Below are 21326 nucleotides of genomic sequence, written 5' to 3'. Positions count from 1 at the left end.
CTTTGGTAATTTCTTGGTGAATATTATCTCAGGCCTTATTGCATATAGCTTCTTGCCCAAGAAACCTAGCATCAAATATCAAACCGTTAAAACAAATCAACTAGTTATGTTTTAATCGAACTCAGGTCTCTAAATCCTTTCAAAGATTCGCTACCTTTGCCTTTCAATTGAATTCTATGGGCAACATACGTATTACCAAACAGTTTAATTTCGAAACAGGTCATGCACTTTATGGCTATGACGGAAAATGCAGAAACGTACACGGACATAGTTATAAGCTATCCGTCACTGTTATCGGTAGGCCTATCATAGATACATCACATGTAAAATTGGGGATGGTCATAGATTTCGGTGATCTTAAGAAAATCGTAAAAGAGGATATTGTCGACAAATTTGACCATGCTACGGTCTTCAATAAAAACACACCTCACGTTGAGTTGGCAAAAGAATTGACCGACCGTGGCCACAATGTAATATTGGCAGATTATCAACCTACAAGTGAAAATATGGTTATCGATTTTGCTGCTAAAATAAAGGCTAGAATTCCAAAAAACATCTCCTTGTTCTCCTTGAAACTACAAGAAACGGATACCTCGTTCGCCGAATGGTATGCTAGTGATAATTGATTTCTGCTAAATTTAACCGAAAATAATCCTTTCATCCATAAATATTGTATTATTTTAAGGGTAACACCTTAATACACAATAACATGGTAAAACATCATATTTATTGGTGGAATCTTGAAAACTTGTTTGATATTGAAAATTCGCCAAGAAGAAGCGTATTTTTAAACAACCATTTAGGCTCTGAACTTAGCGGATGGGACGCAACTATTCTAGATAATAAAATTGCAAACCTTACCTCGATTATTTCAAAATTCAATACTAATGAAGGTCCGGATATTTTAGGGGTCTGTGAGGTCGAGAATGAATATGTTATAGAACTTTTGATTACAACAATGAATTCGTCTCTTAACAAGAATTACGCTTTTGTAATCTCAGAAGGAGATGATAAGCGCGGTATTGATACCGCCCTTATATATGACACAACTAAATATGGCCCTGAACAGATAACCTTTAGCCTACGGATCATAAAACGAAATTCAACGAGAGATTTATTCCAAGTTCATATAAACACCGCAAATGGCAACAAACTAATCTGTGTGCTTAACCATTGGCCCTCTAGATCGGGAGGCGAACTTTCTAGTGAACCTTTTAGAATAATGGTTGCCGAAAACCTTTCGTATTGGATAGAGCGAATCTATGATGAACAGGGCAAAGATGCTTCCATTTTATTAATGGGAGATTTTAATGACAATCCGAATAACAAATCTATATCAGAGTACCTTTTAGCCATTAATAACAGAGCCTTGGTAAAAAGTAATAGAGTACGATTGAAGTACTTTTACAACCCTATGCATCGGTTTTTAGATTCCCAATTAGGCACTTTTGTATTTGGCAACAAATTTAATATTCTCGACCAATTTATGGTCTCAAAAAGTATTCTATCAGAAAATACTTCACTTCCATTTAAAATGAGTTCTGTATCAATTGTTGATTACCCTGAACTTACTTCTGGTGCGTATAAAAAACCCGTAAAGTTTGGTAGACCCAATTCATCACGGTTTAATAAAAATGGATATAGTGACCATCTTCCCATTAAAATTGTTCTAAGTGAAAAGGAATAGGCCAGTTAATTTTAGACTCTAATAAATACTATCTCACATTTAGACCTATATACCATCTTCGTACGCAAAACAGTTTTTATATATTTACATCCTAATGACGGACATTGAACTTCCGAAAGGAAAAAAAGTATATTTTGCTAGCGATAATCACCTGGGTGCACCTACTATGAAAGAAAGTAGGCATAGGGAGTTAAAATTCGTTAGGTGGTTAGATTCCATCAAGTCAGATGCTGGCGCGATTTTTCTTATGGGCGACCTATTCGACTTTTGGTTCGAATATAAAACTGTAATCCCGAAAGGATTTACAAGAACCCTGGGTAAATTAGCAGAGCTTTCTGATTCAGGTATTTCTCTTTACTATTTTGTAGGTAACCATGACTTATGGATGAACGGCTATTTTGAGGAGGAATTAAATATTCCTGTTTACCACAAACCTCAGCAATATCTAATCAACGGAATATCATTTTTTATTGGCCATGGAGACGGATTAGGACCACATGACAAAGGGTATAAACGAATGAAAAAAGTATTTACCAACCCTGTCGCTAAATGGTTCTTTAGATGGCTACACCCAGACATTGGGGTGCGTTTGGCGCAGTATTTCTCCGTGAAAAATAAATTAATTTCAGGTGACGACGATGCCAAGTATTTAGGAGATGATAAAGAATGGCTTGTGCAATACGCTCATAAAAAGCTAGAACAACAACATTATGACCATTTCATTTTTGGTCACAGACATCTTCCTTTAGAGATAGAATTGAAAGAAAATTCAAAATACACCAATTTAGGTGATTGGGTTAATTATTACACATACGCCGAATTTGATGGAGGACAACTTACCTTGAAAAGGTTCTCCTAAATCATATCTACATACGATTTAATTACACTAATGTTCTTGCAAACCATGAGTAATCCTTTTCTTACAACAATTTCTAAAGGGTTCACAACAAAATTTTTAAAATACTAGACCTACGCTATATCTTTACACTGTTATTAAGTTCAAGTGTTGACCCCAAATCTTCGCATAACCTTACAAGTTTACCTACTTAACGACCCAAATCTTAAATGCTACCTACATGCCATAGAAGCCCCTAATTTTGGGGCTTTTCTGCTGCCTTAAATAATTATATCTATAAAAAAAAGTGGCTGTAGCCGAACTATCCTTAAAAATTTAGGATATTGATTAAACTTTTAATTAGACCTCACAAATAACTAAATTACTTCACATTTCGCTAGACAAAAATAAAATAAAGGAATGATTCCTTATCTAATATTTTTCAAACATACAGTAATCCTTTTCTTACAACATATTTTATAAGCTTCACAACAATAGTTTTAAAAAACCAGACTTTCAATATATCTTTAAGGTGTTGTTACGTTTAAATGTTGATTCCCAAATCTTCAATTTACTTACAAGTACTCTGGCTTAATGACCCAAATCTTAAGCATTACCTACAATAAAAAAAGCCCCCTGGTAGGGGCTTTTTTATGCAATACATCTAAAATTAATAATATATATCCTTAATTCTCGTGTTCTTCAACATCTTTCTGCAAATCTAATTTTCGAAAACCAGGGGAAACAATTGCGGTAAGACCAACAGTTAACAAGGTCATTGTTCCTCCGAAAACAACTGCTGTCACTGTGCCCATGAATTTTGCAGTTACACCACTCTCGAAGGCTCCTAGTTCATTTGAAGAACCTACGAACATCGAATTTACAGAAGCCACTCGTCCACGCATATTATCCGGAGTTTTTAATTGTAAAATCGTTTGTCTTATAATCATTGACACTCCATCTACAGCGCCACTTAAAAACAGTGCGATCACCGATAACCAAAAATAGGTTGATAATCCAAAAACAATCATGCAGATACCAAACCCAAATACTGCGAATAACAATTTCTTACCTGCATTTTTATGTAATGGAAACCGAGTAGAACCTAACATAGTAATAGCAGCGCCAACTGCTGGTGCTGCCCTTAAAACACCAAATCCTTCGGAACCTACATGTAGAATATCTTGGGCAAAAATTGGTAATAAGGCTACTGCCCCACCAAACAAAACCGCAATCATATCTAGTGTTAAGGCACCCAATACCGATCTTGTTCGAAAAACAAAATTCAACCCTTCCTTTAAACTTTCAAAAACAGGCTCCCCTATTTTGGGATTAAGAATTGGCTTTCTCGAAATACGAAAAAGAGCAGATAAAGCCACTAATGAAAATCCGAATATGACACACATAGACCAATGTACACCGATAAAACTTATAGAAAACCCCGCTAAAGCTGGGCCCAGCACCGAAGCCATTTGCCATGTAGAGCTACTCCACGTAGCCGCATTAGGGTATATTTTTTTAGGGACAATCAAAGCAATCAATGAGAAAATTGTTGGACCTAAAAAGGCACGTACAAGGCCTCCTAAAAAAACTAGGGCGTAAATTCCGTATAGTATGACTTTAGTATCATAAACTCCTAATATAGTTGGTAAACTTAAAATGAATAATCCAAAGCTTATCACCGAGAAACCAAGTATACATTTTACCAACAGGTTTCGTTTCTCTTTTTGATCGACGATATGACCCGCAAAGAGTGCCATGCCAACTGCCGGTATGACTTCCATCAATCCGATGATACCTAAAGATAATGGGTCTTTTGTCATAGAATATACTTGCCATTCTATAACAATAAACTGCATTGACCATGCAAAAACCATGGCAAAACGAACCAAAAGAAAAATATTGAATTCCTTAAATCTTAAGGCAGCATAGGGGTCATTCACACTCATAGCACAATCACTAAATAATATTCAAAGATATTTAATAAATGATGTGTCAATTCAGGATTGCGAAACTAATTATTGGTTTTAGATAGTTTCAAATAAACCGTATTCTTTGCAGCTACTAATCAATACCCATATCATCAAAAAAAGAATCTAGTTGTAATTTAAATAAGGTACCCTTTATCAAATCTTCAATTTCTAATACTTCAAGGAAACTTACAAAAAAGGTTATTTGATGCGCTGGTGAGTTTAATAATAATGACCTACAGCTCCCTTTTACTTTACAATCTTCACATAAATGCCCCTTGCCACTCTGTATGGTTTCTTTTATACATTTAGAAAAATAGTGTAATTCGTTAGTAGTAAACCTATATCCCTAAAAATTAATGAAATCTTATTTGTTGCAGTGGGTTTATCAGGTTTCCATTGAAAGGCGATACCCAACTCATTTTGATAAATTGGAATTATATCATTCATAAGTGTCTACATATTTAATATAAATATATTAATTTATTTAGACTTATTACAAATAGTGAAGTTATAGAGTCACTTCTATCCGATTCCCTTCGGGATCTAAAATGACACTTTCGTAATATCCATCTCCCGTTGTTCTTGGTTCACCGGCAATCGTGTATGCATCAGTTCTTAACTGTTCTGTCAATGCATCTACCTTTTCTTTCGTACCTACCGAGATGGCTAAATGTACAAAGCCTGTAGGTATAGTTTCTGAATTAGAAGTAGTATTGATTATTGGGGTATGCATTAACTCCAATCTTGCCCCTTCTGTAAAACTCAAAAAATAAGATGAAAAATTCTTGTTGGGGTTGAAGTATTTCTCCCCCGATACCGCCATAAAATAGGTTTCGTAAAAGGAACGCATCACTTCTAAATTGTTCACCCAGATGGCAATATGCTCTATTCTCATTTGATATCCTTAAGTTTCAATTGTAGACTAATAGTTCCTTGCCATTCATTTTCATCTATTGAAAAAACTACATTAAATGGTTTTCTACTCGTTACCCTAGATAGTCTATCGCCCATATTAAATCCGATTCCATCAATTTTAAAACTGTCTTGCTGTACTACAGAAATCTTTAAATGAGCTGCATCGGCTCCTACCCCTTTGGCATAACCAGTATCATGAACGTTTTGGGCCATAAATACAGGTGACATATTACCAGGCCCAAATGGAGCGAATTGTTTCAATATCCGCATTAATTTAGGCGTAACATCCTGTAGTGTTATGACGGTATCGATCGTTATCTCTGGGGTGAGCAATTGTGGTTCTATAGTCTCTTTAACTACTTTTTCAAACTGATGCTTGAAATTTTGATATTGCTCTTCCAATAAGGTTAACCCTGCAGCATATTTATGTCCGCCAAATTGTTCAATGTAATCGGAGCATCCTTCCAAAGCATTATACACATCAAATCCTTTAACGGACCGCGCCGAAGCTGCCAATTTATCGCCACTTTTAGTAAACACCAAAGTAGGTCTATAATAGGTTTCGATTAATCTTGAGGCTACTATACCAATGACGCCTTTATGCCATGAATCTTTATACACAACTGACGTAAATCCTTCTTCCTCGTCATTTTCTTGAATCTGCAATAAAGCCTCTTGCGTAATTTCTTTATCAAGACCTTTTCTATCCGTATTAAATATTTCTATTTCAGAGGCGAATTTCACCGCCTGATTCAGGTTTGTTTCCGTCAATAGATTTACCGCATACTGACCGTGTTTCATTCTACCAGCTGCATTAATACGTGGTGCAATAATGAACACTACATCGGTAATGGTCAGCTCTTTTTTATTTAACTGATCTATAATCGCTCTAAATCCAACTCTAGGCTGCTGATTGATAACCTGCAGGCCATAATAAGCCAGTATTCTATTCTCTCCAGTTATCGGCACAATGTCAGCTCCAATCGCAGTAGCCACTAAATCAAGGTAATATATTAAGTCATCAATTGTTTCTCCTCGGTGAGAACCTAAGGCCTGTATTAACTTAAAACCAACTCCACATCCACATAATTCATCGAACGGATACGAGCAATCATCACGTTTTGCATCTAAAATCGCTACTGCATCTGGTAATATTTTACCCGGTCTATGATGGTCACAAATGATAAAATCGATTTTCTTTTCCTTCGCATACGTAACCTTCTCAATTGCCTTAATACCACAATCTAATGCAATGATTAAGGAAAATCCGTTATCCTCGGCAAAGTCGATTCCCTTATATGAAACCCCATACCCTTCATCATAGCGATCCGGAATATACGTTGCAACATTGGCATAGTACCTTAGTAAATAGGAAGAAACCAAAGCAACCGCAGTTGTTCCGTCCACATCATAATCGCCAAATACCAAGATATTTTCACCATTACCTATGGCTTCCTCAATTCTCTTTACGGCAATATCCATATCCTTCATTAAAAAAGGATCATGAAGATCACTTAGCTGTGGTCTAAAGAATTTTTTGGCTTGTTCAAACGTTTTAATATCCCTTTGCAGTAGTAGTTGCGCCACTAAATCATCTACCTGCAGTGCATTGGCAAGAATGTTAATATCCTCTTGTTTGGGTTTAGGTTTAATGGTCCAGCGCATTGTTTAAGTATTCAGTTCACAGTGGCAGTTGACAGTTTTTACTTCATCATTACGAGGCACGAAGCCAGATCAAGAATAGGAACACAAAGCAAATAGATTGCTTCGTGCCTCGCAAAGACGTATTATTCGTTATGAAACACCGTTTTAATATCCAATTCGGCAAACTTTCTGAACATTTCTAGTACACCGCAGTATTTGTCTACAGATAAATCAACTGCTCTCTGAAGCTTTTTCTCATTTAGATCAGTACCGTGAAAATGATATTCGATAGTCACTTTATCATAATACTTAGGATGTTCATCTGTAAGGTTGGCTATGGTTTCAATGTGAAAATTGGACACTTCTAGTTTCATTTTCTTAAACATTGCGGCAACATCCAAACCAGAACACCCTGCAAGACCAGAAAGCATTAGTGCCTTTGGTCTATACCCACTTCCATCTCCGCCATCTTCTTTGGCGACATCTATTTTTAGTGAATGTCCGGATGGATTATTGCTTTCAAAGGCCATGTTGCCCAACCATTTGGTGGTAATATGATTTGTTGTACTCATAATTTTTTGTTTCTTGTAAGGGTACAAAAATACACTAATCTAGGTTGTCATTTTCAGCATCAAAGCAATCATTACAACCAGTAGCTAGATTAATAATAAACTAATAAAACCCTTAAAAAACAACTATGGCCTTAGTAACTCCACTTGACCCAAATCATGATAAAGAAACCAAAGAACTGGCAGCTTTCTTTAATGAAACTCTTGGTTTTTGTCCAAATTCTGTATTGACTATGCAGCACAGACCTGCTATTTCAAAAGCTTTTATCAACCTCAACAAAGCAGTTATGGCCAATGAAGGTCGCGTTACTTCATCCCTAAAAAGAATGATAGCATGGGTAAGCAGTAATGCCACTGGATGCCGATATTGTCAGGCTCACGCCATCCGTGCTGCTGAACGTTACGGTGCAGAACAAGAGCAATTAGATAATATTTGGGAGTACAGAACACATGCTGCATTTTCTGATGCGGAACGTGCCGCCTTAGATTTCTCTTTACAAGCTTCTCAAGTACCTAACGGTGTTGATGCTGAAATAAAAGAACGACTTTATAACTACTGGAACGAAGGAGAAATTGTTGAAATACTAGGGGTAATTTCTCTCTTTGGATACCTCAACCGATGGAACGACTCTATGGGAACATCGATTGAAACCGGAGCCGTTGATAGTGCAGACGAATACCTAGGAAAACATGGCTGGAAAAAAGGGAAGCATGATGGGTCTGTTTATTAGTTGTTGGTTTTTAGAAATTAAGTAATTCGGAAACATTTTTAATCCGAGTGCTTCTCGATACTAATTTTCTCGTACCTCGAAAATTCACTCGAAGTGACCTCTAAATTTACTTCGTTAATAGACATTTTTATCTACTGTTTCGAACTAAAGCTTGTTCGTTTTAATAGTTATAATTTTATCCTCCGAGGTGCGAAGCAAACTATTTAGTATCTGTTACAAGGTATTAGATTGCTTCGTGCCCCGAAATTACATTTTACTCTTTTAAAATTTTAGACATCAATACCTGCAACTCCCCTACAACCTCTTCCTCAAACCAAGGATTTTTTCCTCGCCAAAAATGATTTACGGGGGAAGGATGTGGTAATGGTATATACTTTGGAAGAAAATCTGTGTAGTTTAACACATTCTCGGTAAGGTTCTTTTTGGATTGTTTTCCCAGATATTGGTCTTGGGCATATTTACCAATCAAAAGAATCAACTTTACATTATCAAATTCTTCCCATACTTTTGAATGCCATAGCGGCGCACATTCTTTTCTTGGAGGTAGGTCGCCTGTTTTTCCTTTGCCTGGATAACAGAATCCCATGGGCAAAACCGCAAAATTATCAGGATTATAGAACACCTCTTCAGTAACGCCCAACCACTCTCTTAATTTTCTACCACTAAGGTCATCCCAAGCTTTATTTTCCACATGAGCTTTTCTACCAGGTGCCTGACTGACCAATATTATCTTTGACTTTATTGAACCTGAAATTATGGGTCGTGGCTCTAATGGTAGATAGGCTTTACAAACCTCACAACTTCTTATTTCAGATAATAAATTTTGCATTTTGTTATTCAAATTGACCATTACGAGCAAAGCGAAGTAATCTGCTTAACCTTGGTTGCGAAATCACAGATTGGTTCGTGCCTCGCGATAACGATAAACTACATCCTATTTCAATAACCAAACTATCAATAAACTCATCAATATTACCTTAACTAAACCTAAAACAGCCCAAACTACGTTAGTATAAGCTTGGTTACTTTAACGCATCACCATCAAAGATCAGACCTTCAAATCCGGTTTTCATAAAGTTCCTAATATTTTGATGTCCGGTACCTTGAGGTTCTTGCAACACTTCGTCAAAATAATAAGCACCAAAACAAGCCAAGGCTTCTTCTTTTGTTAACCCATTTTTTTTAGCAAAGGCAAACAATTTACAAGAACCAGAATTTTGTCCCGCCTCATTCCTTACATCACCATTTGAAAAAGCCACAGGTATAAAGGTGTACTTAGATTCAATTACTGCCATGGTTTCAGAGAAAGAAATATCCGTGGGATTAGTTTTTAATTTTTTATTGAACTGTTCTATTGTCATCGTATTTACTTTTTGCCTCCAACAATAATTACAATTTCACCCTTAGGTGGTTTTTCCGAAAAATGTATTAAAACTTCTTCTGCTGTTCCACGAACAGTTTCCTCATATAATTTGGTCAATTCCCTAGAAACAGAAATAGGTCTATCTGCGCCAAAATACTCAACAAAACTAGTTAACGTTCTCACTAGCTTATGGGGAGATTCATAGAATATTGTGGTTCTTGGCTCTTCCGCCAATAATTTCAATCGGGTTTGTCTTCCTTTTTTAACCGGTAAAAACCCTTCAAAGACAAACTTATCATTTGGCAAACCACTATTGACCAACGCAGGCACAAACGCCGTAGCACCAGGCAGACAATCTACCTCAATATCATTTTCTACACAGGCACGAGTCAATAAAAAGCCGGGATCTGAAATCGCAGGTGTACCAGCATCTGAAATTAATGCGATATTTTCATTGTTTTTTAAACGTCCTATTAAATAATCAACCATATTATGCTCATTATGCATATGATGACTTTTCATAGGGGTGCCAATTTCGAAATGCTGCAATAGTTTGCCACTGGTTCGTGTATCTTCTGCTAGAATCAAGTCGACCTCCTTAAGAATACGGATTGCCCTTAAGGTCATATCTTCTAAATTTCCTATCGGTGTCGGAACTAAATAAAGCTTTCCCATTCGTTTTAAAGTAAAAAACCCAACACAAGTGCTGGGTATGTGATGTACGTGTTTTTATTACTATGAGAACCTACGGGCAACCAACTCTATAAATCGCGCTTCAAATGGCTCCTTACCTTCCCAATTATTATAGTCTGGTTTTACCATATTTTTAATGAAAGAGATAGAACGCTCTTCAGAATCAATCGTATTTAATTGAGATAACACTCGATTATAATCTTCCATATTATTATTGAACAAATGCTTAACAAAGGCCAAACGGTCATTGAGGTCTACCTTCACATTTTTTTTTCCTAAACGATCATTTAAAGATGTAGCCAATGGTTCGTTCTTCTTTAAATCTTCTTTTGAAGGCATAAACAGTTCCTTATCATTCTTCATGAAGTTCGGTTTGGCCATGAACTCAGCCAAAACATCCTCTAACTCTTCATTATTGGGCATTTCAGAAATCATACCCTTAATAGTATCCATTCCAGGAATCATGATATCTTCATCGTGTGGATTGCTTTCAGGCACCGATTGATTGGCACGCAGCACCGCATTGGCCATTTCCTCGAACTTTGCTGCAATAGCATTTTTAGAAACGTCAATTTCCATATCGTTCAGTTCTACCTCAATAAACTTTAATACTGCCAATTTTTCAAAAAGCTTCTTGGAAACTTCGTACAGACCAGCTATATCATCTAGGTTCTCTGCAGTTAGAATTTCTGTAGACAACTTTCTCAACTCCTGTTTCAACTTATTTTTCATCTCACAATTTTTAATGTCAAGACCTAGAAGGCGGCTTTTTTTAATAACTTTATCATCATTTATATAAAAAACGATAAACCCCTTATTTTCGTCTAAAATTACAAAATGTTTCTTGAAAACACAGTTAATCATAAAGAACAATTCGGGTGGATCGAAGTCATTGCTGGGTCTATGTTTTCTGGAAAGACAGAAGAATTGATTCGAAGACTAAAACGTGCCCAGTTTGCCAAATTAAAAGTTGAAATCTTTAAGCCTATGGTAGACACGCGTTATGGTGATGAAATGGTAGTTTCCCATGATGCTAATGAAATACGTTCTACACCTGTGCCTGCTTCTGCGAACATTCGTATTCTTGCAGATACATGTGATGTAATTGGCATAGATGAAGCTCAATTCTTTGATGATGAAATAGTTACTGTTTGCAATGATTTGGCGAACAAAGGTGTACGGGTTATCGTTGCAGGCCTTGATATGGATTTTAAAGGAAACCCGTTTGGCCCAATGCCCGCGTTAATGGCTACAGCAGAATATGTCACTAAAGTACACGCCATATGTACCCGTACCGGCAACTTGGCCAATTATAGTTTCAGAAAGTCGAACAGCGATAAATTGGTTATGTTGGGTGAAACAGGTGAGTATGAACCATTGAGCCGTGCAGCATATTACAAGGCGAGGCTTAACGAAAATATAAAAACATTGGAAGTGAAATCTGAGGAAATAAAAGCTGTCAAAAAGAATGAAGATGGCTAAAGCAGAGGAAACGATTTTAGAAATCGACTTGAAAGCGTTAATAAATAATTACCAGTATTTGCGCTCCAGAATAAAACCTGAAACCAAATTCATGGCTGTAGTCAAAGCCTATGGTTACGGTAGTGATGCTCAAGAAATTGCATTATGCTTGCAGCATATAGGGGTTGATTATTTTGCCGTCGCCTATGTAAGTGAAGGTATTTCTCTCAGAAATGCAGGCATTACAAAGCCTATTTTGGTGCTTCATCCACAAAAGGTTCATTTTAAAGTTTTAATAGAACATACTCTAGAGCCCAGCATTTACTCCAATTCTATTTTATCCGATTTTATATTGACCGCCCAAGAAATGGATGCCAAAGATTATCCTATTCATTTGAAATTCAATACTGGACTGAATAGATTGGGTTTTTCTGCCGAAGAATTACCTGAAATCACAAAATTGATACATAATCAAGATATAGTAAAAGTGATTGCAATTTTATCTCACTTAGCCGCTACCGAAGATGTAAATGAAACTGAATTTACAAAGTTGCAACTTAAGCGTTTTGATTTTATTTGTCAACAAGTGGATGCTACTTTTAAAAGCAAACCTTTTAAACATGTTCTTAACACCTCAGGAATCCTAAATTACCCCCAGGCACAATTCCAAATGGTACGCAGTGGTATAGGACTTTATGGTTATGGGAACCACCCTGATGTAGATATGGAATTAAGTCCCGTCGCAACATTAAAAACCATAATTGCACAGAAACACAGTATTCCTTCAGGGGAATCTGTGGGGTACAACCGTAAATACAAATCAAATTCAGAAACAATCACCGCCACTTTACCTGTGGGTCATGCAGACGGAATTGGCAGACAGTATGGGCAAGGTAAAACGTGTGTTCTTGTCAATGGTCAATTAGCACCAATAATTGGTAATGTATGTATGGATATGATCATGATTGACGTTTCGGAAATTGAGTGCTCTGAAGGCGATGAAGTCATTATTTTCGGAAAGGGTTTACCTGCTAATGATTTTTCGCAAACGGCTCAGACCATATCTTACGAATTAATTACAGGACTCTCCCAGCGCATAAAACGTGTGGTCATAAACAATTAATTTAACGTTTTATTAAGAGTTAATTATTTTTAGTAAATTAGTGCGTATTAATACTAACCATTAATAAAACACTAAAACATGTTAAAAGAATTTAAGAATTTCATTATGACAGGCAATGTCATAGATTTAGCCGTAGCCGTTATCTTGGCAGGAGCCGTAGGTCTGGTTGTAAGCGGATTTGTATCCGATATTATGATGCCTATTATTGGTCATTTTGCTGGAGGCGTAGATTTTGCCGATATGAAAGTTATCCTTTCTGAAGCAGTTGTAGCTGCAGATGGTACTGTAGCAAAACCTGAAAATGCCGTTATGTATGGCAAATGGGTAAATGCTATTATCAACCTCGTTATTGTTGGTTTTGTTTTATTTATAATCGTTAAGGCCTATAACAAATCAAAAACACCACCGGCCCCAGTTGAAAAGGCTCCAAAAGGACCTACTCAAGAAGAGTTATTGATTGAAATTCGTGATGCTTTAAGAAAGTAAACCCTTGAATTTTTCAAGGTACCGTTGCACTGCAACTAATTTTAACCAAAACCGTCAACTTTGTTTCGCTAACATCGTTGACGGTTCTTTTTTATCTATAAGTATAGTGATAACAATAGGTATAGAAAGCCATCTTACATAGAAAGGAATATATTGACTGTTGTATTTTTAACATTTTGTTATATTTAAACTATTCTAGAGTTAATTGCTTGTGCAGGTAATAGTATTGGTTATTTTTGCTGCTTAATTATAATGAACTAAGAAATGAAAGTAGCTGTAATTGGTGCCACAGGTATGGTCGGCGAAGTACTATTGAAAGTATTGGCAGAACGAAATTTTCCGTTAACAGAACTATTGTTGGTTGCTTCTGAACGTTCGGTTGGTAAAAAAATGAACTTTCAAGGTAAAGAACATATTGTTATAAGTTTGGCAGATGCATTAGCGGCAAAACCTAGTATAGCCATCTTTTCAGCAGGTGGTGACACTTCACTAAAGTGGGCACCAAAATTTGCTGAAGCAGGCACAACCGTAGTTGACAATTCTTCTGCTTGGAGAATGGATCCAACCAAAAAATTAGTGGTTCCTGAAATCAACGCGCACGAACTTACTATTAATGATAAAATTATTGCCAACCCCAATTGTTCAACCATTCAATTGGTAATGGCCTTATATCCATTGCACAAAAAATATAAAATGAAACGCGTTATCGTTTCAACCTACCAGTCCGTTTCTGGAACAGGCGTAAAAGCGGTAAAACAACTAGAAAATGAAATCGCAGGTGTACAGGGTGAAATGGCGTATCCTTATCCCATTGGTCGAAATGCATTGCCTCACTGCGATGTTTTCATGGAAAATGGGTACACTAAAGAGGAGATGAAACTAGCACGCGAACCACAAAAAATATTGGATGATCGAACGTTTTCCATAAGTGCCACGGCAGTTCGTATTCCTACTGCAGGTGGCCATTCAGAATCTGTAAACGTAGAATTCGAAAATGACTTTGAACTTAATGAAGTACGTCAACTTTTAAACGAAATGCCCGGGGTTACCGTACAAGACAACCCAGACACCAACACCTACCCAATGCCCATTTATGCGCATGATAAGGATGAAGTTTTTGTTGGTCGTATTCGTAGAGATGAAACTCAACGAAACACCCTAAATATGTGGATTGTTGCCGATAATTTAAGAAAAGGTGCTGCCACCAATGCAGTGCAAATTTCAGAATATCTAGTAGAGAAAGGCTTAGTTTAATTTCTACTATTAGAACGTTAAAACCTTCAAAACTTCTCGGTTTTGGAGGTTTTTTTATAATATTTTAGTAAAAACCATAGCACAATAAAAAAATTGCTGCCCGGTCAATTCGTTGTACTTTTAATTTCTTCCTGTAAAAATGAATCTAAACAAGAACATATTATCGTGAATTACCCAGTTACTGCAAAAGTTGATACCGTAGACACTTATTTTGGAACCGAAGTAAAAGACCCCTACCGTTGGTTAGAAGACGATAGAAGTATTGAAACCGAAGCGTGGGTTAAAGATCAGAACAAGACCACCTTTGGTTATTTAGAAAAAATCCCATTTCGAAACGATTTAAAGAATAGACTTGAAAAACTGTGGAACTATGAAAAACTAGGTTCTCCCCGTAAAAGGGGAAATTATACTTATTTCTATAAAAATGATGGCTTACAAAACCAATATGTTGTTTATAGAAAAAAAGACGAAAAAGAACCAGAAGTATTTTTAGACCCAAATACTTTTTCAGAAGATGGCACTACTTCGCTTTCCGGTTTAAACTTTACCAAAGACGGTTCATTAGCTGCGTATCTAATTTCCGAAGGCGGTAGTGACTGGCGCAAGGCGATTGTACTTAATGTAGTAACCAAAGAAATCATAGAAGATACTTTAGTGGATCTCAAATTTAGTGGTGTTTCTTGGAAAGGAAATGAAGGTTTTTATTATTCAAGTTATGACAAGCCAAAAGGTAGCGAGCTTTCCGCAAAGACAGATCAGCATAAGGTTTACTATCATAAATTAGGAACTCCTCAAAAAACAGATGCACTTATTTATGGTGGAACCCCCTTAGAGAAACATCGGTATATTGGGGCAAGTGTTACAGAAGATAACAACTATTTGGTAATCAGCGCATCGATTTCCACTTCTGGTAATAAGTTATTCATTAGAGACCTTAAGGACCCCAATGGATTGCTTATTCCTGTAGTAGAAGATACAGAATCTGATAATTATGTAATAGATAATGTTGGCTCAAAACTCTATATCGTAACTAACCGAAATGCTCCTAATCAGAAAATTGTTACTGTAGATGCCAAAAATCCACAACAAGAGAATTGGATAGACTTTATTCCCGAGACCGAAAATGTATTAAGTCCAAATACTGGTGGTGGATATATTTTTACAGAATATATGGTTGATGCCATTTCCAACGTATTTCAATACGATTATGACGGAAAGCTAGTTCGAGAGGTACAACTTCCTGGTTTAGGCTCAGCAAGTGGTTTTGGCGGTGAAAAAGAAGACAAAGAATTCTATTTTTCATTCACGAATTACAATACACCAGGATCAACATACAAATATAATGTAGAAAATGGAAGCTGTGAATTATATTGGAAACCTGAAATCGATTTTAAGCCAGAAGATTATGAATCAAAACAAGTATTCTACCCTTCTAAGGATGGTACTAAAATACCCATGATCATCACCTATAAAAAGGGATTAAAACTTAATGGTAAGAATCCTACTATTCTTTATGGTTATGGTGGTTTTAATGTTAGCCTAACTCCTTCCTTTAGTATTACAAATGCTGTATGGATGGAACAAGGTGGTGTTTATGCCGTTTCTAATTTACGTGGTGGTGGCGAATATGGCAAGAAATGGCATGATGCAGGTATCAAAACCCAAAAACAAAATGTATTCGATGATTTTATCGCAGCGGCAGAATATCTGATAGCGAACAAGTATACCTCAAAAGAATATCTAGCGATTAGAGGTGGGTCAAACGGAGGCCTATTGGTTGGAGCCACTATGACTCAAAGACCCGATTTAATGCAAGTAGCACTGCCTGCAGTTGGCGTAATGGATATGTTGCGCTATCATACATTTACGTCTGGTGCCGGATGGGCGTATGATTATGGTACTGCTGAAGATGATAGTAAAATGTTCGAATATCTAAAAGGGTATTCACCAGTACATAATGTAAAAATGGGAACTGCATATCCGGCTACCTTGATAACCACCGGAGACCATGATGACCGGGTTGTGCCGGCACATAGTTTTAAATTTGCTGCCGAGCTTCAGAAAAAACAAAAAGGTGATAACCCTACCCTGATTCGTATTGAAACAAATGCAGGCCATGGTGCAGGAACACCTGTTAGTAAAACCATCGAACAATATGCAGATATATATGGCTTTACGCTGTTTAATATGGGGTATACCGAATTACCGAACAAAAGTGTCTTAAAAGATTTTAAAAAGTAAAATCGATTCAAAATCAATAATTTATTGAAAAATCCGTTTCAAATAGGAATGGATTTTTTCAATTTTACATTTAAAAGAATAAACAGATGTTACGAGTAGAAAATCTTTCTTTCTCTTATGATAAACTTCAAGTTTTAGATTCCATTGATTTACGGATTCAACGTGGAGAACATGTGGCTATTATAGGCGAAAGTGGGTGCGGAAAAAGTACTTTGCTAAAACTACTTTATGGGTTGATGGACTTGGAGAAAGGTGAAATTTACTGGGAAGATGAACAAATTCTGGGCCCTGCTTACAACTTGGTACCGGGAGCTCCGTTTATGAAATACCTTTCCCAAGATTTTAATTTGATGCCCTTCATTTCCGTTTCAGAAAATATAAGCCAATACCTTTCTGTTTTCTATCCAGAAGAACTTAAAGAAAGAACACAAGAGCTTCTAGAAATGATTGAGCTAACAGAATTTGCAGATAAAAAAGTAAAAACCTTAAGCGGTGGTCAACAGCAACGTGTTGCCCTTGCGCGAGTTCTAGCTCAAAAACCAGAAGTCTTACTTTTAGATGAACCCTTTGGCCATATCGATAACTTTCTTAAAAATAGCCTACGCCGAAATATGTTCAATTATTTAAAAGAAAATAAAATCACTGCTATAGTGGCCACCCATGATGTAAATGATGTATTACCCTTTGCTGATCGCACTGTCGTGCTAAGAGACAGAGAAATTATTGCAAAGGCAAGTCCTATGGAGCTCTACCGAAATCCAAAAAGTTTATACGTGGCATCTCTTTTTGGTGAAGCCAGTATGATTTCAATAGATGTTCTTAAAACGTATGCAAACACTAAAAGAAAAATTATCGTGTATGCCCATGAATTTAGGGTCTCTCCTTCTTCTGGACTAAAAGTTTCGGTTGAAAAATCCTATCCTATGGGTAGTCATTATTTGACCGAAAGTAAGAGTCCTGAAAATGAAACTATCTTTTTTAATGCGGACCAATTGTTCCCAAAAGGGAAAGAAGTTTTTTTAAATGTTGCTATTGAAACAATAAATCAACGCATACAGGAACCTTCTTCAAACTAATTAGAAGTCCAAAGTGCCATAAATAGCTTTATAAAATAATTTACCCCCTTTAAACTATTTTATATTTAACGGTGTTATGGCATTGAATTAATAAACTGATAGGAAGAAAAAATTATATTTTATCTTGACCCTTGTCATTTTTACAATGATTCTGTTAACTATACTATAGGCACTAATCATAGTAATTAAATCACCTTACTGTTCCTGTTTTTTACTAAAAGGTAGGAACATTTGTTTTTGATTACTTTTGTTCAAAATCTTACTTTGAACAGAGATCAAATTCTTTCTGAATTACAATTTAAGGCCATTAGAAGCAGTGGTCCTGGAGGTCAACATGCCAATAAGGTTTCATCTAAAGTAGAACTCTGCTTTGCATTGCATACCTCTAATGGAATCACGGAACGCGAAAAGAAAAGAATTCAATTAAAACTAAGTAGTAAATTAACCAAAGAAGGAATGTTGATGTTACAATGTGATGAATCACGAAGTCAACATAAAAACAAGCAATTGATAATCAAACGATTTTTCACCCTACTTGAAAAATCATTGGTAGTGCCAAAACTGAGAAGAAAAAGTAAGCCAACTAGATCTTCAATAGAAAAAAGATTAAAGGGTAAAAAAATAGCTTCCCTTAAAAAGTTAAATCGTGGCACCCCAGAGTTTTAAAGAGTACCCCGTAATCTAAACAAATATCAGCGTACAGATATAAACCGATAAAGCTCCTGTTACACCCAAAATAAAGGTTCCTAAACCAAATAATCGATATCCAGTTTTTACGTTCATTCCGCTCATTTGGGTCACCACCCAAAAAAAACTGTCATTGGCGTGTGAAATTACCGCTGACCCTGCTCCAATAATCACCACCACCAAGGCTTTTTGAATATCTGTCTCAAAACCAAGGGCAGGCATCATGGGCATTATAATCGAAGCCGTGGTAACTAGTGCTACCGTTGAAGAACCTTGTGCCGTTTTTAGAGCCGCAGCCAATACAAAAGGAAGAAATATTCCAATATTATATACCGTCAACAATTGACCCAAGGTTTCCGCTATACCAGAGTTTTGCAATATTTTCCCGAAAATGCCACCTGCGCCTGTAATCAGTAAAATGGAAGCGGCATCTTTAATGGCTTTCCCCACCCAACCCGAAGAGGAAAGCATATCATAGTTCAGTTTTTTTGGTAATAATAAGCACAGAAAAACACCCAATAATAAAGCTATAATGGGCTCTCCCAAAAAATTTATTAAATCCATTATTGCATTATCCCAACCGTTTGAACCTGAGTTTAAAACCGATTTTAGTACAATCAAAAAAATGGGAACCAGAATAGGAATGGATGCTTTTAAGGCACTAGGTGCAGAATCAATCGTTTTTTCTACCTCAATTGAAGCATCTAACCTTGATCCTATTTCGGTTTTGGATGCATATTTTTTGGCGAACAATATACCTACAATCATGGCTAGGATGCTTATTGGAAACCCAAAGGCGATTACCAAACCTAAATCGGCTCCTAAGATACCTGCAGCAGCTATGGGTCCGGGTGTCGGTGGTACCATGGTATGTGAGGCCATTAAGCCTAAACCTAATGCGATTGCGGGACCAGCTATCGAAATACCTGCTTTTTTAGAAAGACTTTTGTTTAATGGATGCAATAGCATAAAGCCGCTATCACAAAATACCGGAATGGATACGATATAGCCTATTATTCCCATGGCAGTTGTTACCCTTTCCTTTCCTATCAGCTTTAAGACGCTTTCTGCTATAGCAAAGGCGCCTCCGGTATGTTCTAAAAAAGCTCCTATAATTACTCCTAAAACTATAATCAACCCTATTTTACCCAATGTACCTCCAAAACCTTCATTTATAGAGAGGATGATGTCCGCGTAAGGCATCCCCGCAAAAAGTCCATAAACAATTGAAATAATGAACAAAGCAAGAAAGGCGTGCACCTTTAGTTTGGTGGTCAAAAATATAATAGCCAATACCGCAAAGAGCAAATAAAGTAATTCCATAATCGTTTTGGTGGTTGGTTATATTAATCTACTATCTATATAGAAGACATTAAGATAACCAAAAAAGATATATAGGTACTTAATGGATTGAAAGGATTGAATTAGTTTTTCCATTAAAATTGATTGTATGCCCCACAGACTTGCCGAAGACTAATTTTCCTATTGGGGTTGCCGCAGAAATACAATACACAGATTTTGTTGTATGCTTATATTCTCCTGCCGATATCCCTATATAATAGCTAAAAGAATCAGTTATAACTAAGCTGCCCAAGCCGATAGTTTGAGAGTCCCTATACTTTGGTACTTTAGAAAGTAGCTGTTGTGTTTTTTCTAACTCTGATAATTGCTGGCCGAGTTTCTCGCGTTCCAATTGAATCATGGCCCTACCAGTTTCGTGCTTGTCACCTGCACTACTTTTTGTTTCTGACGATAAAGCAATTTCGAGCTCTTTTATCTGTAGCTGGATTCTACCAAGCCTCTCCGAGACAAATTGAATACAATGGTCATAAGCTGCTCTTTTAAGCTCCTCCAAATCTTCCATTTTATTCAATGTGATATAGATCTGCCAATTTATAAATTAAGTAATTTACCATTTGATAATCCCACTTACCAGAACGAATCATCCTTTGAATTTCCTCTTGGTTCTCTGCCTTAAAATAATCTAAATCTCCAGAACGGTTCACACTAAATATATTCCAAGACTTTAAACCACTCAACATGGCTTTGTGGGCTTCATACTTCTTAGTAATTTCGTGCACCCTCTTTCTATTTGCATTCATTGAAGATTCATCTACCTGCACTAGTTCATATTCAGCAGAAATTTTAGCGTCAGCTTTTTCTGCCTCGTTAATAATCTTAAAATATGCTTTAGAAACCAAGGTTTGATATTTGTCTTCAAACCGGATATTGGTTATAACCTCTTCTGCTAACACGACATCATTGTCATTGCTAGCATATAATTCATCGGTATTGTTGAACTTATTAGTTATCAACGATTCTTGCCATGCTTGGCTCTTTATTAATTCTTTCCACACTTTAGCATATTCGCGCTGATAATTGGTTTTTGATGCTCCGCAACCGGCGAGGATTATTACCCCTAGTACAACTAATAATGCACCCGTTGCACCCCTTTGTATTGATTTTCTCATATAGTTTTTAATGCTATTACTTAACACTTTAGTAGTTACACCGTTCTGTGTAAACCAATATGTACATATTGAGTAATAGGTAAGCTGTGGGGATGTACAATTTAAAAATAAAATTAA

The 21326-nt window shown here is 36.5% G+C and carries 23 protein-coding genes; 11 read left to right on the top strand and 12 right to left on the bottom strand.

Annotated features, from left to right (window positions below; translation table 11 throughout):
* Positions 1 to 176 precede the first annotated feature (176 nt).
* The 3 genes from ES765_RS18035 to ES765_RS18025 all read left to right on the top strand — a co-directional run bounded on the left by ES765_RS18035 (position 177) and on the right by ES765_RS18025 (position 2546).
* A complete protein-coding gene (locus ES765_RS18035; protein WP_138115742.1) occupies positions 177 to 626 on the top strand; it encodes a 6-pyruvoyl trahydropterin synthase family protein in 450 nt (149 codons plus the stop codon).
* An 83-nt stretch (positions 627 to 709) separates the two neighbouring features.
* Entirely contained in the window at positions 710 to 1687 is a 978-nt protein-coding gene (locus ES765_RS18030; RefSeq protein ID WP_138115741.1) for an endonuclease/exonuclease/phosphatase, read from the top strand.
* A gap of 94 nt (positions 1688 to 1781) precedes the next feature.
* Positions 1782 to 2546 (top strand): UDP-2,3-diacylglucosamine diphosphatase, encoded by a 765-nt coding sequence (locus ES765_RS18025; RefSeq protein ID WP_171017359.1) that lies wholly within the window; start codon positions 1782 to 1784, stop codon positions 2544 to 2546.
* A gap of 662 nt (positions 2547 to 3208) precedes the next feature.
* Here ES765_RS18025 and ES765_RS18020 read toward each other — a convergent pair.
* From ES765_RS18020 to ES765_RS18005, 5 genes are all read right to left on the bottom strand, one after another.
* Complete coding sequence (locus tag ES765_RS18020; RefSeq protein ID WP_138115740.1) at positions 3209 to 4471, bottom strand: MFS transporter; 1263 nt, start codon at positions 4469 to 4471, stop codon at positions 3209 to 3211.
* 321 nt (positions 4472 to 4792) lie between these two features.
* Positions 4793 to 4942: a hypothetical protein gene (locus ES765_RS21870; protein WP_171017358.1), complete on the bottom strand. Its 150-nt coding sequence runs from the start codon at positions 4940 to 4942 to the stop codon at positions 4793 to 4795.
* A gap of 61 nt (positions 4943 to 5003) precedes the next feature.
* Complete coding sequence (locus ES765_RS18015; protein WP_138115739.1) at positions 5004 to 5390, bottom strand: VOC family protein; 387 nt, start codon at positions 5388 to 5390, stop codon at positions 5004 to 5006.
* Positions 5387 to 7075, bottom strand: a complete 1689-nt coding sequence (recJ, locus tag ES765_RS18010; RefSeq protein ID WP_138115738.1) for a single-stranded-DNA-specific exonuclease RecJ — start codon at positions 7073 to 7075, stop codon at positions 5387 to 5389. Before recJ ends, ES765_RS18015 begins: the two co-directional genes overlap by 4 nt.
* Positions 7076 to 7197: 122 nt before the next feature.
* Entirely contained in the window at positions 7198 to 7626 is a 429-nt protein-coding gene (locus ES765_RS18005; protein WP_138115737.1) for an OsmC family protein, read from the bottom strand.
* Positions 7627 to 7751: 125 nt separating this feature from the next.
* On the opposite strand from ES765_RS18005, the gene ES765_RS18000 reads away from it, so the two are divergent.
* On the top strand, positions 7752 to 8354 hold the full coding sequence (locus ES765_RS18000; RefSeq protein WP_138115736.1) for a carboxymuconolactone decarboxylase family protein: 603 nt from the start codon (positions 7752 to 7754) through the stop codon (positions 8352 to 8354).
* Positions 8355 to 8607: 253 nt separating this feature from the next.
* On the opposite strand, the gene ES765_RS17995 is transcribed toward ES765_RS18000, so the two are convergent.
* From ES765_RS17995 to ES765_RS17980, 4 genes are all read right to left on the bottom strand, one after another.
* Complete coding sequence (locus ES765_RS17995) at positions 8608 to 9183, bottom strand: uracil-DNA glycosylase family protein (RefSeq protein ID WP_138115735.1); 576 nt, start codon at positions 9181 to 9183, stop codon at positions 8608 to 8610.
* A gap of 193 nt (positions 9184 to 9376) precedes the next feature.
* Positions 9377 to 9715 (bottom strand): HopJ type III effector protein, encoded by a 339-nt coding sequence (locus ES765_RS17990; protein ID WP_138115734.1) that lies wholly within the window; start codon positions 9713 to 9715, stop codon positions 9377 to 9379.
* Between the two features lie 5 nt (positions 9716 to 9720).
* Positions 9721 to 10392 carry a 16S rRNA (cytidine(1402)-2'-O)-methyltransferase gene (gene rsmI, locus ES765_RS17985; protein ID WP_138115733.1) on the bottom strand — a complete coding sequence of 224 codons (672 nt, stop codon included), beginning with the start codon at positions 10390 to 10392 and terminating at the stop codon, positions 9721 to 9723.
* 60 nt (positions 10393 to 10452) lie between these two features.
* Entirely contained in the window at positions 10453 to 11142 is a 690-nt protein-coding gene (locus ES765_RS17980) for a hypothetical protein (RefSeq protein WP_138115732.1), read from the bottom strand.
* Positions 11143 to 11247: 105 nt separating this feature from the next.
* Between ES765_RS17980 and ES765_RS17975 the strand changes: the two genes are divergently transcribed.
* From ES765_RS17975 to arfB, 7 genes are all read left to right on the top strand, one after another.
* A complete protein-coding gene (locus tag ES765_RS17975; protein WP_138115731.1) occupies positions 11248 to 11892 on the top strand; it encodes a thymidine kinase in 645 nt (214 codons plus the stop codon).
* Positions 11885 to 12994: an alanine racemase gene (gene alr, locus ES765_RS17970; protein ID WP_138115730.1), complete on the top strand. Its 1110-nt coding sequence runs from the start codon at positions 11885 to 11887 to the stop codon at positions 12992 to 12994. Before ES765_RS17975 ends, alr begins: the two co-directional genes overlap by 8 nt.
* 78 nt (positions 12995 to 13072) lie before the next feature.
* Positions 13073 to 13480, top strand: coding sequence for a large conductance mechanosensitive channel protein MscL (mscL, locus tag ES765_RS17965; protein ID WP_138115729.1), 408 nt, complete (start codon positions 13073 to 13075; stop codon positions 13478 to 13480).
* Positions 13481 to 13744: 264 nt separating this feature from the next.
* Positions 13745 to 14734: an aspartate-semialdehyde dehydrogenase gene (locus tag ES765_RS17960; RefSeq protein ID WP_138115728.1), complete on the top strand. Its 990-nt coding sequence runs from the start codon at positions 13745 to 13747 to the stop codon at positions 14732 to 14734.
* A gap of 165 nt (positions 14735 to 14899) precedes the next feature.
* The gene (locus tag ES765_RS17955; protein WP_410504754.1) at positions 14900 to 16975 is read left to right on the top strand and encodes a prolyl oligopeptidase family serine peptidase; all 2076 of its coding nucleotides are present in this window, start codon (positions 14900 to 14902) and stop codon (positions 16973 to 16975) included.
* Positions 16976 to 17061: 86 nt separating this feature from the next.
* Complete coding sequence (locus ES765_RS17950) at positions 17062 to 18051, top strand: ABC transporter ATP-binding protein (protein ID WP_138115726.1); 990 nt, start codon at positions 17062 to 17064, stop codon at positions 18049 to 18051.
* 264 nt (positions 18052 to 18315) lie between these two features.
* The gene (gene arfB, locus ES765_RS17945) at positions 18316 to 18717 is read left to right on the top strand and encodes an alternative ribosome rescue aminoacyl-tRNA hydrolase ArfB (protein ID WP_138115725.1); all 402 of its coding nucleotides are present in this window, start codon (positions 18316 to 18318) and stop codon (positions 18715 to 18717) included.
* Positions 18718 to 18732: 15 nt separating this feature from the next.
* Here the strand turns inward: arfB and ES765_RS17940 are convergent, their stop codons facing one another.
* The 3 genes from ES765_RS17940 to ES765_RS17930 form a co-directional block, all read right to left on the bottom strand.
* Entirely contained in the window at positions 18733 to 20061 is a 1329-nt protein-coding gene (locus tag ES765_RS17940; protein ID WP_138115724.1) for a GntP family permease, read from the bottom strand.
* Positions 20062 to 20140: 79 nt separating this feature from the next.
* Complete coding sequence (locus ES765_RS17935) at positions 20141 to 20602, bottom strand: 3-oxoacyl-ACP synthase (protein WP_171017357.1); 462 nt, start codon at positions 20600 to 20602, stop codon at positions 20141 to 20143.
* A 1-nt stretch (position 20603) separates the two neighbouring features.
* Entirely contained in the window at positions 20604 to 21209 is a 606-nt protein-coding gene (locus ES765_RS17930; protein WP_138115723.1) for a hypothetical protein, read from the bottom strand.
* Between the last annotated feature and the right edge of the window lie 117 nt (positions 21210 to 21326).

This window comes from Maribacter sp. ACAM166 (genome assembly GCF_005771495.1).
GTDB lineage: Bacteria > Bacteroidota > Bacteroidia > Flavobacteriales > Flavobacteriaceae > Maribacter.
Note: the sequence above shows the minus strand (reverse complement) of the source record. Positions and strands in the feature narration are given on the sequence as shown.